The 12,020-nt window shown below is 75.1% G+C and carries 10 protein-coding genes and 1 pseudogene; 3 read left to right on the forward strand and 8 right to left on the reverse strand.

Annotation, left to right across the window (positions count from 1 at the left end):
- Positions 1–118: 118 nt before the first annotated feature.
- Positions 119–2,296, reverse strand: coding sequence for a DUF5107 domain-containing protein (locus tag ACFVZH_RS06630; protein ID WP_384893913.1), 2,178 nt, complete (start codon positions 2,294–2,296; stop codon positions 119–121).
- Between the two features lie 179 nt (positions 2,297–2,475).
- On the opposite strand from ACFVZH_RS06630, the gene ACFVZH_RS06635 reads away from it, so the two are divergent.
- Complete coding sequence (locus tag ACFVZH_RS06635; protein WP_384893915.1) at positions 2,476–2,808, forward strand: DUF6204 family protein; 333 nt, start codon at positions 2,476–2,478, stop codon at positions 2,806–2,808.
- 206 nt (positions 2,809–3,014) lie between these two features.
- Here the strand turns inward: ACFVZH_RS06635 and ACFVZH_RS06640 are convergent.
- From ACFVZH_RS06640 to ACFVZH_RS06650, 3 genes and pseudogenes are all read right to left on the reverse strand, one after another.
- A pseudogene (locus tag ACFVZH_RS06640) lies at positions 3,015–3,554 on the reverse strand (GNAT family N-acetyltransferase); the annotation flags it as partial.
- A gap of 335 nt (positions 3,555–3,889) precedes the next feature.
- Positions 3,890–4,240 carry a hypothetical protein gene (locus ACFVZH_RS06645; RefSeq protein ID WP_384893917.1) on the reverse strand — a complete coding sequence of 117 codons (351 nt, stop codon included), beginning with the start codon at positions 4,238–4,240 and terminating at the stop codon, positions 3,890–3,892.
- Complete coding sequence (locus ACFVZH_RS06650) at positions 4,237–4,485, reverse strand: lipopolysaccharide assembly protein LapA domain-containing protein (RefSeq protein ID WP_384893919.1); 249 nt, start codon at positions 4,483–4,485, stop codon at positions 4,237–4,239. The genes ACFVZH_RS06645 and ACFVZH_RS06650 overlap by 4 nt, the downstream gene beginning before the upstream one ends.
- Positions 4,486–4,675: 190 nt before the next feature.
- On the opposite strand from ACFVZH_RS06650, the gene ACFVZH_RS06655 reads away from it, so the two are divergent.
- Together ACFVZH_RS06655 and ACFVZH_RS06660 are read left to right on the forward strand one after the other, a co-directional pair.
- On the forward strand, positions 4,676–5,503 hold the full coding sequence (locus tag ACFVZH_RS06655; protein ID WP_384893922.1) for a GntR family transcriptional regulator: 828 nt from the start codon (positions 4,676–4,678) through the stop codon (positions 5,501–5,503).
- A gap of 207 nt (positions 5,504–5,710) precedes the next feature.
- A complete protein-coding gene (locus ACFVZH_RS06660) occupies positions 5,711–6,799 on the forward strand; it encodes an adenosine deaminase (RefSeq protein ID WP_384893924.1) in 1,089 nt (362 codons plus the stop codon).
- Positions 6,800–6,852: 53 nt separating this feature from the next.
- On the opposite strand, the gene ACFVZH_RS06665 is transcribed toward ACFVZH_RS06660, so the two are convergent.
- From ACFVZH_RS06665 to ACFVZH_RS06680, 4 genes are read right to left on the reverse strand one after another with little or no spacing between them, the layout of a single operon-like run.
- Complete coding sequence (locus tag ACFVZH_RS06665) at positions 6,853–7,815, reverse strand: LD-carboxypeptidase (protein ID WP_384893926.1); 963 nt, start codon at positions 7,813–7,815, stop codon at positions 6,853–6,855.
- Positions 7,812–9,815, reverse strand: coding sequence for a prolyl oligopeptidase family serine peptidase (locus ACFVZH_RS06670; protein WP_384893928.1), 2,004 nt, complete (start codon positions 9,813–9,815; stop codon positions 7,812–7,814). The genes ACFVZH_RS06665 and ACFVZH_RS06670 overlap by 4 nt, the downstream gene beginning before the upstream one ends.
- Positions 9,816–9,850: 35 nt before the next feature.
- Positions 9,851–11,185, reverse strand: a complete 1,335-nt coding sequence (locus tag ACFVZH_RS06675; RefSeq protein ID WP_384893930.1) for a M20/M25/M40 family metallo-hydrolase — start codon at positions 11,183–11,185, stop codon at positions 9,851–9,853.
- Positions 11,178–12,011 carry a M55 family metallopeptidase gene (locus ACFVZH_RS06680; RefSeq protein ID WP_384893932.1) on the reverse strand — a complete coding sequence of 278 codons (834 nt, stop codon included), beginning with the start codon at positions 12,009–12,011 and terminating at the stop codon, positions 11,178–11,180. Before ACFVZH_RS06680 ends, ACFVZH_RS06675 begins: the two co-directional genes overlap by 8 nt.
- Positions 12,012–12,020: the final 9 nt, after the last annotated feature.

A 12,020-nucleotide genomic window follows, 5' to 3' on the forward strand; every position in this document is an offset into this window, starting at 1 on the left:
CGGAAACGCGGGTGTCCGCACCGGCACTCGGCCGTCGCCCAGGACGCCATCTCCGGACCCCCGCCCCTCCGTGACCCTCGCCGCGCGGCCCACGGTACCGCCGCCCGGCGGCCGCCCGTCAGCTCGGACGCATCCTGAACTCATAGACGTCCGGCAGGGGTTCGTCGGTGAGCTCCGCCCACAGCTCGCCGAGGACCTCGGCCCCCTCCCGCAGATCGGCGACCTCGAAGCCCGCGTCGAAGACGGCGCGGGCTTCGCCCGTCCTGCCCTCCGCAAGGAGGATCCGCGCCTCCAGGAGGCGGAACGCCCCTCTCTCCCTGATCTCCTCCGGCAGCCGCGCCCACACCTCCCCGGCCGTGCCGGGCCGCCCGGCGGCGAGCAGCGCGGCGATCGCCTCCCGCCCGAGAGCGGCGGCCACCGCGACACCTTCGGCGGCGCGCGAGGCGGGCCCGGCGCCGGTGGTGCGAGAGTCCGCGGGGCGGGCGTCCGTGGACCGGGCATTCCTGGACCGGGGGTCCGTGGACCGGGCGTCCGTGGATCCGGCGCCCTGGGGACGGAGTCCCGCGGGCCGGATGTCCGCGAGCCACGTCTCCGCATGGCCGGCGCCCGCGTGGCCGGCACCCGCCTGCCCGATGCCGGCGTCGCCGATGTCCTCCCGGCCCGCGCCCGCGTGGTCGGTGAACGCCTCCGTGAAGCGCTCGGCGGCCCGGGCCGGGTGGCCGTCCTCGCGGTCGGCGACGGCCAGGCAGTACAGCAGGGGCCAGCGCACCTCGGCCTCCCGCAGGCCGCGCTCCCAGCTGCGTACCGCCTGGGCGCGGTCGCCCGCGTGCCACTGGGCGATGCCGAGGTGGTACTCGGTGGACGGGTCGGCCGGGGCGGTCTCCAGCATGTCGCGCCAGGGGGCGGCGACCAGCGGCGGGCCCGGAGCGGCGCCCTTGGCCGGGGCCGGCAGGACACCGGTGCGCAGCAGTTCGCGCCAGGGCTCCTGGTCCGGCCCGATCGTCGACTCGGGGAACGGCGTGCCGGGCAACTCGAAGCGGCCGCGCAGCACTTCGAGGGCTCCCCAGCCCGAACCGGCCGCGAGGGGCGTCCCCGGGGCGGTGTCGGCGGCGGCTTCCCGCCAGGCGGTGTAGGCCGCGTCGACCGTGGCGCGGGGAAGCGATCCGGCGAGGACGCCTTCGACGTCGGCGCGGGCCGCTGTCCAGTCGTCGCCGAGCGCCGTTGCGGGGTCGGCGGCCAGCGGCCCGTACGCCTCCAGCCAGCTGAACTCCTCGCCGCCCGCGAGCTCCAGGTGCTCCAGCTGGGTACGGGCGAGCCCGGCCTGGATCTCGGCGTACCCGGGGGTGCCGGGCTCGGTCAGCCACTCCTGCCAGCGCCGGCCGCCGCGCTCGGTGCCCCACACGAAGAGCTTGCGGCCGCGCAGCGCGTCCGTGGAGGTCTGGACGAGGCCGGTGCCGTCGGCGTCGAGGGCGGCGATCCAGCGGCGCTGCCCCTCGGGCAGGTCGTAGAACCAGTCGGCGGCGTGGGCGCCGTTCAGCGGGTACGACCGGTCGGTGCCGTCCTCGCCGACCGGCACGGGCAGCCGGCTCAGGCCGCGCTCGTAGCCGTGGTGCCAGGCCGCGTCGGCGGGCGCGAGAACCCTGCGGTCCTCGGGTACGGCGGTGTTGGACCACCAGTAGACGGGGGCGGTGCGCTCGTGGGGATTGCGGACGCGGATGCCGGCGTAGAGGAAGTCGGAGCCGTCCGGGAGCCACAGGTCGACCTGGAAGGGAAGGTCGCGCAGCCGCTCCCACTCCCAGAGGCGGAGCATCGGAACGCCGTCGGGGGCGGGGACTATCGCCGCGTGGAGAGGCGAGCAGGACAGGGCGGTGTGGCCGGTGGCCCCGATGTTCCACTCGACACCACCTGAGTACCAGGCACCGTTGAGCGCGAAGGCCGCGGGCTGGAACACCGGGTTGCGGTAGAGGAGTTCACGGCCGGTGGGCTTGTGGTGCAGAGAGTGGATCCGGCCGCCGAGGCCGGGGAGCACGGTCACCCGGAGCCGGTCGTTCTCGATCACGATCGCGTCGAGTTCCGTGGCGGTGCGCTCCCGCCCGTAGCCGTCGCGCACCGGAGCGGGCAGCAGGCTGCGCAGGGGGTCGCGGCCGATGCCGCGGGCCATGTCGCGCGGGAGAGTGGCGAGAGTGGGCGCGTCGACCGCGTGCGTCCCGTCGTGGGGGCGCAGGGCGGGCAGCGGGTTGTCCGGGCCCAACGGGGCCGCGGGCAGCGTCAGTACGGCACGTCGTACGGTCGTCATTGCCCCATGGAACACGCCGGGGCCCGTCCTGACCAGGGGTTCTCCGCGTCAGGCTTCGGTAAAGGAGCGGCGGCGCGGAGGGCCCGGATATTCCCGGCGGCGCGGCGCCGGCCCCCGTACGGTGGAAGGTCGGCGCCGCCTCGGCGACCGAGGGAACAGCGGCACAGGGAGTACGAGGAATGGGCACGCAGCACACCTACCGGGTCATCGTGCGCGGTACGTTCGACGGCCTGTCGGAGGAGAGCCGGACGCGGCTGCTCGCCGAGGCGGACGCGCACGGGCTGACCGCGATGCAGTTCACGGACGAGGGCTCGCTCACCTACGACCGCACGCTGAAGCACTTCTCGTACCGCCTGGTCGTCGTCTCCGACGCGGCGGACGGCGACGAGATGGCGGGGGCGCTCGCGGAGGACCGCGTGGAAACGGCCCTCAAGGAGCTCGGCCACGGGTACCGGGGGCTGCGCTCGACCGTGACGGACCTCGACACGATGAAGATCAACTACAAGCGCTGAACCGGGCCGGAGGTATCCGGGGTATCCCGGGTGACCGGGGTGTCCGAAGTGGCAGGCTCCGGGGCGGCGGTCTGCGGGGCGGTGACCCCCGGGGCAGTGGCCTCCGGGGCGGTGATCTGCGGGTCAGCGGTCTGTGGGGCGGTGATCTGCGGTGCGCTGATCTGCGAGCCCGTCGCCTCCCGGGCCGCGGATTCCCGGGCGGCGGCCTCGGGGGCCGTGATCGCCCAGCGTTCGTGGTCGCGCCAGGCGCCGTCGACGAACAGCATCGCCGGGGAGAACCCCTCCAGACGGAAGCCCGCGCGGCGGACGAGCGCGCGGGAGGCGGCGTTGCCCGGCTGGATGTTCGCCTCCAGACGGTGCAGGTCCATCGGCCCGAAGGCGTACGGCAGGAGGACCGCGAGAGCCTCGGTGAGCAGCCCGCGACCGGCGGCGTGCGCGAAGGCGCCGTAGCCGAGGGCCCCGCTGAGGAAGGCGCCCCGGACGATGTTGTTGATGTTGACGAACCCGGCGATCCGGCCGCCGTCGCCCCGCTCGCACACCAGGAACCCCTCGCGCGCCGGGTCCCCCAGAAGCGCGCCCGCGTACGTCCCGTACCCCTCCGCCGTGCACGGCGGGAAGAGCCAGGGCCGGTGGAGCTCCCGGCTCTCCCGCGCGCGGGCGGTGAACTCCGCGGCGTCGTCGGGCGAGAAGGCACGCAGGCCCACCCGGGGGCCCACGGCGAGATACCGGCCGAGATCGTCGGACATGGGGCCAGGCTAGGCGCTGCCCGGTGCGGAGGCCACGGGTCCCGGCGGCGGGCCCAGTGGCACGGGGTCCCGGCACGGGGTCCCGAAGGCGGGCCCAGTGGCACTCAACTGCGGGCACGGCGCCGGATCAGCGGCGCCGGGGGCGGCGCGCGCTCAGCGGCGGGCCCGGCCGCAGGCCAGGCAGGCACTCGGCCGCGGGCACGGGCACGACGGCAGGCCCGGCAGGCACTCAGCGGCGGGCACAACGGCAGGCCCGGCAGGCACTCGGCCGCGGGCACGACGGCGGCCCCCGGCCGCGGGCGCGGCGGGCGCTCAACGCCGGGCGCGGCTGGCGCTCAGCGGCGGGCGGTCCGGACGCGCGGGGGGCAGCTCTCGCCCTTCCGGACGACCCCGATCATGACGGTGGTCCGGCGGTCGAGGCCCGTGCCCGTCGCCGGGTACTGGGTGCAGACCTGCCAGTTCGGGGGCCAGATCACCCGCCGGTCCCGCCCGCTCACGTCGTGGACGTCGAGCCGGGTCCGGCGGGGAAGGCGGGTGAAGACCCGCCACAGCCCGCGGTCGAGGAAGTCCGGCATCGGCCGGGCCCCCGTGTCGTCACCGGGGGCGGCGGCCTCCCCTGCCGAGGTGACCGCGACGGCCGCGAGCGCGAGGACCGCTCCCGCGCCGACGACGGCGGCCCGCCTCACTTCTGCCTCCGGGTGGCGGCGGCGTAGCCGCAGGCGGCGCCGAGGAGGGCGGTCGCGAGCAGGGCCACGTAGAGCGGCATGGTCACTTCGGGGATCAGCAGCCGGATCTTGACCTCGCCGGTGTTCTCGAAGATGAAGACCAGGGTGAGGATCGCGACCACCGCCATCGCGACCCGGCCCGGCGTGAGGGCTCCGGTGAACCGGGACGTGCCCCTGCCCGATGGTCGTGGCTCCTTGGCACTCATGCCCGGCCCCTCTCCTCCGTCGTGCCGTCGGTCGTACCCGGCCGACCGCCGTGGGACCAGAATGGGGCGAGCGGGGCCCGACCGTACGGGTGAGGAGAGCCGTACGGGTGACTTGTCAGACAGCTCGGGCCGACTACCGTGGGTACGGAACACCGGCGGAGACCCGGCCGGAACGAGGCGAGGAGGGGCCGTGGCGGTCAGCGGACAGCGGCGGCGGCCGGTCGTGGCGCTCTACGAGCGGATCGCGGACGCGGTCCACGACGGCACCTACCCGCCGGGCTCCACGCTCCCGTCCGAGCCGAAGCTCGCCACCGAGCTGGGCGTGAGCCGGCCCGCTCTGCGCGAGGCCCTGCTGCTGCTCCAGGAGGACGGTGTCCTGACCGTACGGCGAGGGGTCGGCCGGACGGTCAACGACCGGCCGCCCCGGCGCGGGTTCGAGCACGTCCAGCCGCTGGAGGAGCTGATCGGGGCGGGCACGCCGCTGCGCGTGCGGGCCCTGCTGCGCACCGTCGAGGAGCCGACCGACTTCACCACCCAGCACCTGCTCGCCCCCGCCCGTGCCGAGCTGCGCTTCTGGGAGTCCGTGCTGACCGGCGAGGGCACGGCGGCGGCCCTCAGCCACGAGTGGGCGGCGCCGGACGACCTGCTCGACCGGACCCACCCCGAGTTCGCCCGGGCCCTGCGGGCCACCGGGACGGATGCCCCCGCGGAGGCGGGCACGCGAGCCGGGGACGTGCGGGGCGGGGCGTCCGGCTCCGCGGCGGGCGCCGGACGCGGGGCCGCCGTCTCCATGCTCTCGGTCCTCGTCGGGGCCTCCCGCGACACGGCTCTGAGCGCGCACAGCGGCATCACGGCGACGCTGCTCGGACGGCGGCGCGGGGAGCAGCTCGGGCGTCCGGCGGACACGCCCGCCGTGCTGGTCACCCAGGTCGTACGGGTCGGCGAGACCCCGATCCTGGCCGCCAAGCACATGCTGCCGACGGGTGCGCCCGCCCTGCCGGTGCTCCAGTCCCACTGAGCCCGCCGATGCTCCAGTCGCACCGAGTCCTGCCGCCACTCCGGTCCCGTCGAGCCCCGACAGTTCTCCAGCCTCACTGAGCCCCACCGCCCCTCCGTCCCCCACGGCCGCCGGAGAGCGCGCGCCGAGGGGGCTGTCCGCGGGCGCCGAGGGGGTTGTCATGGCCGTCACAGCACGTGCCCCGGGCGTGGCGTACACTTCCCGGCCATGCACTTGTCTGACAACTCTGCCACGTCTGCCGCCGCCACCGTCTCCGAGTGGATACGCCAGGCCCCCAAGGCCGTCCTCCACGACCACCTCGACGGCGGGCTGCGCCCCGCGACCATCGTCGAACTCGCGCGGGAGTGCGGCTACACCGCGCTGCCGACCGAGGACCCGGCCGCGCTCGCGATGTGGTTCCGGGACGCCGCCGACTCCGGTTCGCTGGAGAAGTACCTGGAGACCTTCGCCCACACCTGCGCGGTGATGCAGACCCGCGAGGCGCTGACGCGCATCGCGGCCGAGCGCGCCGAGGACCTGGCGGCCGACGGCGTCGTGTACGCCGAGATCCGGTACGCCCCCGAGCAGCACCTGGAGGGCGGGCTGACCCTCGACGAGGTCGTCGTGGCGGTCAACGACGGCTTCCGCGAGGGCGAGCGCCGCGCCGGCGGCCGCATCACCGTCCGTACCCTGCTCACGGGCATGCGCCACACCGACCGCTCCCTGGAGATCGCGCACCTCACGGTCGCGCACCGGGACAACGGCGTGGCCGGCTTCGACATCGCCGGCGGCGAGATCGGCAACCCGCCGGCCCGCCACCTCCCCGCCTTCCAGCACCTGAAGCGGGAGAACTGCCACTTCACGATCCACGCGGGCGAGGTCGTCGGCGCGGAGTCGATCCACGAGGCCGTGCAGGTCTGCGGCAGCGAGCGGATCGGCCACGGCGTGCGCATCACGGACGACATCGCCGAGGACGGCACCCTGGGCCGGCTCGCCTCGTACGTCCGGGACAACCGCATCGCCCTGGAGGTCTGCCCGACCTCCAACCTCCAGACGGGCGCCGCGAAGGACTACGCCTCGCACCCGATCGACGAGCTGCGCCGCCTCGGTTTCCGGGTCACCCTGAACACCGACAACCGCCTGGTCTCCGGCACCACCATGAGCCAGGAGTTCCAGCACATGGCGGACGCCTTCGGCTACGGTCCCGAGGTCTTCGAGGAGTTCACGGTCGCCGCGCTGGAGGCCGCGTTCCTGCCGCTGCCGGAGCGGCGGCGGCTGATCGACGACGTCGTCCGCCCGGGGTACGCGGCGCTCTAGGCCGTCTCCTACGGATCCGGCCGCGTCCCGCCGGGGGTGTCCCGGTCCCGCGCTCAGCGCAGGGCCGGGACGTCCAGGGTGAGCGTGCCCGCCTCCGCGTCGAGCACCCCGGGTATGCCGAGCGGCATGGTCAGCGCGGTCGCGCTGTGGCCGAAGCCCAGCTCCTCCACGACGGGGACCCCGAGCCCGCCGAGCCGGTCGGCGAGCAGGGCCCGCACGGCCTCGTAGGGGCCGCACTCCTCCCAGGAGCCCAGGGCGATGCCGGCGACGCCGTCGAGCCAGCCGGAACGGAGGAGCTGGGTCAGGATGCGGTCGAGCCGGTACGGCTCCTCCCCCACGTCCTCCAGGAGCAGCAGCCCGCCGCGCGCCGAGGGGCGGCCGTGCGGGGTGCCGAGGTCGGCGGCGAGGAGGCTGACGCAGCCGCCGAGTGTGACGCCCCGGGCGCGCCCCGGCACCAGGCTCCGCGCCGTGTCCAGGCCGAGGGTGCGCACCGTCTCGGGCTCGAACAGCGTGGCCCGCAGGGATTCCTGGGTGGACGGGTCCGACAGGAACGTCCCCGCGGCGGCCATCGGACCGTGCAGGGTGGCGAAGCCCGCGCGGCCGGCGAACGCCTCGTGGAGGGCGGTCACGTCGCTGTAGCCGACGAACACCTTGGGCCCGGCCTCCCTGACCGCCCGCCAGTCGACGAGGTCGACCATCCGCTGCGCCCCGAAGCCGCCGCGGGCGCAGATCACGGCGGCGACCGAGGGGTCGCACCATGCCTCGGTCAGGTCGCGGGCCCGCGCCGTGTCCTCGCCCGCGAGGTATCCGAGCGCGGGATGGGTGTCCCGGACGTGCGGGGCGACCACGGGTTCCAGCCCCCAGCCGCGCAGGACGTCGAGCCCCGCCCGGAGCCGTTCCTCTGGGATGGGTCCGCTGGGGGCGACGACGGCTACCCGCGCCCCGGGCCGGAGCCGCTCGGCCCGGATCAGGGGCGCGACGGCGGCGGGCCGGGCCGGGGGGAACCGCGGGCTCACGTGCGGTACTCCAGGTCGGGCACGTCCGTCCGGCCGAGGCCGAAGACATGCACGTACAGGGCGAGTTCGGCCTCCAGTGCCCGGACCATCGTGTCGGCCCTGCGGAAGCCGTGCCCCTCGCCCTCGAAGGCCAGGTAGGCGTGCGGGACGCCCCTGCCGGCCGTGCGGGCGAGGAAGCGCTCGGCCTGCGCGGGCGGGCAGATGACGTCGTCGAGTCCCTGGAGCAGCAGGAAGGGGACCGTGACCCGGTCGACGTGCTCGATGGGCGAGCGCTCCTTGTAGCGGGCCGGCACCTGGTCGAGCGGTCCGATCAGTCCGTGGAGGTACTGGGACTCGAAGTCGTGGGTCTCGTCGGTCGCCCAGCCCCGCAGGTCGAGGATGGGGTAGATGATCGTGCCGCACGCGTACACGTCCGTGGCGGCCAGGGACGCCGCCGTCGTCCAGCCGCCGGCGCTGCCGCCCCGCACGGCGAGGCGGTCCGGGTCGGCCGTGCCCTCGGCGGCGAGCGCCGCCGCCACGGCGGCGCAGTCCTCGACGTCGACGACGCCCCACTGTTCGCGCAGCCGCTCCCGGTACTCCCGGCCGTAGCCGGTCGACCCGCCGTAGTTGACCTCGGCGACCCCGATGCCCCGGGAGGTGAAGTAGGCGATCTCCAGGTCGAGGACGAGCGGGGCGTGGCCGGTGGGACCGCCGTGCGCCCAGATCACATAGGGCGGCCGTTCGCCGGGTGGGCCGGTGAAGCCGGGATGGCGGGGCGGGTACACCTGCGCGTGGATCTCCCGTCCGCCGGGCCCGGTGAAGGTGCGGACGCGGGGCTCGGGGTAGTACGCGGGGTCGACGGCGTCCGTGTGCGCGGCGCCGACCACCCGGGTGCGGCCGGTGCGGGTGTCCAGCTCGACGAGCTCGTAGGAGGTACGCGGCCCGGCGGCGACGCCGACCACACGCGTGCCGTGCGCCGCGAGGGTCGAGGCCCACTCGGTCCAGGGGCCCGGGGCGTCGGCGAGGGTGCCGCTGCCGGGGTCGAGGATGCCGAGGGTGGTGGTGCCCCGGCCGTGGACGACGGCGATCAGCCCGTTCTCCAGGGGGGTGAACCAGCGGAGCCCGATCTTCCAGAGCGGGCCGCCGAACTCCTCGGGGCGGGGGCAGAGCGCGACGGGTTCGCCGAGCTCGCCGTCGGCCCCCCACTCCGCCCGGTAGAGGTTCCACCAGCCGGTGCGGTCGCTTGCCAGGAGCAGCCTTCCCGCCGGGTCCCAGTCGACCTGCGGGACCGACTCGGCGGTCCCGCCCGCGACGGTCCTGACGTTCCCGAGGGTGCCGTCGGGGGCGATCTCGGCGAGCCGGACCTCGGTGCCGTCCCAGGGCATCCGGGGGTGGTCCCAGGCGATCCAGGCGGCGTGCCGCCCGTCCGGCGAGACGCGCGGTCCGGTGACGAACCGGTGCCGCGTGTCGGAGAGTTCGCGTACGGCGGTGCGGTCCGCGGCGGCCGATCCGTCCAGCGGCACCGCGGCGAGCACCCGGCGTACGTCGGTCGGTGCCGGTCCGGTGAACTCCTCCAGGACGCACCACACCTCGCCGAGGTCCGGCCGGATCACCGGGTCCACCCAGCGCAGCCCGTCCCCGGTCGTCGAGACGGGGGTGAGGGGTCGCGGCTCCGAGCCGGGCGGGGCGTCGGGCTCGTACACGTACAGCCGCTGGTCGGGGAAGTGGGCGAAGACGAGGAGCGGTCCGCCCGCGGCCCGCCCCTCCGCCGCCCAGGGCTGCCCGCCGTACTCGATCACCCGGCTGCGGACGTTCCACGGCGCGGGCAGCACGCTCTCCTCGGTGCCGTCGGCGCGCCGCCGGACGAGCGCGCGCCGGCCGCCCTCGGCGGGGCGGGGCGCGGTCCACCACAGTTCGTCGCCGACGGCGCCGAGGTACTCGGGCCGCCCGTCGTGCGCGGCGGTGAGCGCCGCGTCGACGGGTGACGGCCAGCTGCCGTGCGCGGCCTCGGTCGGGTCCATCTCCACTCCCCCTGTCACAGGTCCGTCTCCTCCGCCTACGCGGACCGCAGATAGTGGTCGAGCACCCGGACACCGAAGTGCAGGGCGTCGACCGGGACGCGTTCGTCGACGCCGTGGAACAGCGCGCCGTAGTCGAGGTCCGGGGGGAGCCGGAGCGGCGAGAAGCCGTAGCCGGTGATCCCGAGCCGGGAGAACTGCTTCGCGTCGGTGCCGCCGGACATCGTGTACGGCACGACGTGCCCGGACGGGTCGAAGCGCTCGACGGCGGCCCGCAGTTTGGCGAAGGTCGGCGAGTCGACCGGCGCCTCCAGGGGCACCTCGCGGTGGTGGAACTCCCAGGTCACGTCCGGCCCGGTGAGCAGGTCCATGGTCGCGGCGAACTCCTCCTCGGTGCCCGGCAGCATCCGCCCGTCGATGTGGGCGACGGCCTGGCCGGGGATCACGTTCACCTTGTAGCCGGCGTGCAGCATCGTCGGGTTGGCGCTGTTGCGGACGGTCGGCTCGACGAGCGCCGCGGCGGGGCCGAGCTTGTCCAGGAGCAGGTCGACGTCGAGATCGGGCGCTTCGGTGTCGATGTCGATGCCGTACAGCGCGGCCAGTTCGGTGAGTGCGGCACGGACGGTCGCGGTGAGCCGCACGGGCCAGGTGTGCGCGCCGATCCGGGCGACGGCGGAGGCGAGGCGGGTGACCGCGTTCGCCGTGTTCACCTTGGAGCCGTGACCGGCCCGGCCGTGGGCGGTCAGCTTGAGCCAGGCGGTGCCGCGCTCCCCCGCCGCGATCGGGTAGAGGGTCGTGCCGGGCGTGGGGTGGAAGCTGAACGCGCCGGACTCGCTGATGCCCTCCGTGCAGCCCTCGAACAGGTCCGCGTGCCGGTCGGCGAGGAAGCCGGAGCCGTCCTCGGCGCTGGCCTCCTCGTCCGCGGTGTACGCCAGGACGATGTCGCGGCGCGGCCGGACGCCCTGGCGGGCCCAGGAGCGGACGGCGGCCAGGACCATCGCGTCCATGTTCTTCATGTCGACGGCGCCGCGCCCCCACACGAGGCCGTCGCGGACCTCGCCGGAGAACGGGTGCACGGACCATTCGGCGGGGTCGGCGGGGACGACGTCCAGGTGGCCGTGGACGAGGAGCGCCTCGGCCGAGGGCTCGGTGCCGGGAATGCGGGCCACCACGTTGGTGCGGCCGGGGGTCCGCTCCAGGAGGGTGGGTTCGATGCCGGCGGCGGCGAGCCGTTCGGCGACGTACTCGGCGGCGGGCCGCTCCCGGCAGTCGCCGCCGCCGCGGTTGGTGGTGTCGATGCGGATGAGCTCGGAGGTGAAGGTGACCACCTCGTCGAGCGCCGTCGCGTCCGGTCCCCGGACCTCCTCAGCCATACTGCTCCTCCACCGCGGCCGAGACGATGGTCGTGACCGCCTTGAACGTCCGAATTGCCTCGTACATCGTCGCGCTCGTATAGGAGACGCGCCGCTCGCCGCTCCGCGCCACGCCGGGAACCACCGTGGCGGCCGCGCCCAGATGCTCGGCGTCGAACTCCAGCTCCACGGTGAAGGGTCCGCCGCGGACCGGCTCGTGCCGGACGGCGAGCGCGGCGGCGGCCTTCGCCGCCTCCCGGATGTCGGCGGCTGTCCTGGCCGGGGGGCGGCACACCGCCGCGTACCGCGAGACGTGGTCCTTGACGGCGACCTTGGGCGCCTCGGGCGCGTACCCCAGGGCGTCCTCGCAGGTGAGGTCGTCCCCGGTGACGAGGACGACCGGCACGCCGTACTCGGCGACCACATGGGCGTTGAGCACGCCCTCGCTCGCCCGCTCGCCGTCGAGCCAGACACCCGTGATGGAGTTGGCGAGGTAGGTGTGGGCGAGGACGCCCTCGGCGCCGGCGCCCGTGTGGTAGCCGACGAAGGCGATGCCGTCGACATCCCCGTGTTGCACGCCCTCGACCATGGAGAGGGCCTTGTGGCGGCCGGTGAGCATCTCGGCGCGCTCGTCGAGCCGCTCCAGGAGCAGGTTCCGCATGGACGAGTGCGCTTCGTTGATGAGGACCTCGTCGGCGCCGCCGTCGAAGAAGCCGAGCACGGCGGCGTTCACGTCGGAGGTGAACATCGCGCGGCACCGCTCCCACTGGGGCGTGCCGGGCAGTACGTCGGCGGGCCAGGTCACACCGGTCGCGCCCTCCATGTCGGCGCTGATGAGGATCTTCATGTCTGGCAC

The organism is Streptomyces sp. NPDC059534 (genome assembly GCF_042743475.1).
GTDB lineage: Bacteria > Actinomycetota > Actinomycetes > Streptomycetales > Streptomycetaceae > Streptomyces.

Bases quoted from the DNA above. Each gene is read 5' to 3' on its own strand.
- ACFVZH_RS06630 (WP_384893913.1), bottom strand. From the start codon at position 2,296: ATGACGACCGTACGACGTGCCGTACTGACGCTGCCCGCGGCCCCGTTG.
- ACFVZH_RS06680 (WP_384893932.1), bottom strand. From the start codon at position 12,011: ATGAAGATCCTCATCAGCGCCGACATGGAGGGCGCGACCGGTGTGACC.
- ACFVZH_RS06675 (WP_384893930.1), bottom strand. From the start codon at position 11,185: ATGGCTGAGGAGGTCCGGGGACCGGACGCGACGGCGCTCGACGAGGTG.
- ACFVZH_RS06670 (WP_384893928.1), bottom strand. From the start codon at position 9,815: ATGGACCCGACCGAGGCCGCGCACGGCAGCTGGCCGTCACCCGTCGAC.
- ACFVZH_RS06635 (WP_384893915.1), top strand. From the start codon at position 2,476: ATGGGCACGCAGCACACCTACCGGGTCATCGTGCGCGGTACGTTCGAC.
- ACFVZH_RS06660 (WP_384893924.1), top strand. From the start codon at position 5,711: ATGCACTTGTCTGACAACTCTGCCACGTCTGCCGCCGCCACCGTCTCC.
- ACFVZH_RS06650 (WP_384893919.1), bottom strand. From the start codon at position 4,485: ATGAGTGCCAAGGAGCCACGACCATCGGGCAGGGGCACGTCCCGGTTC.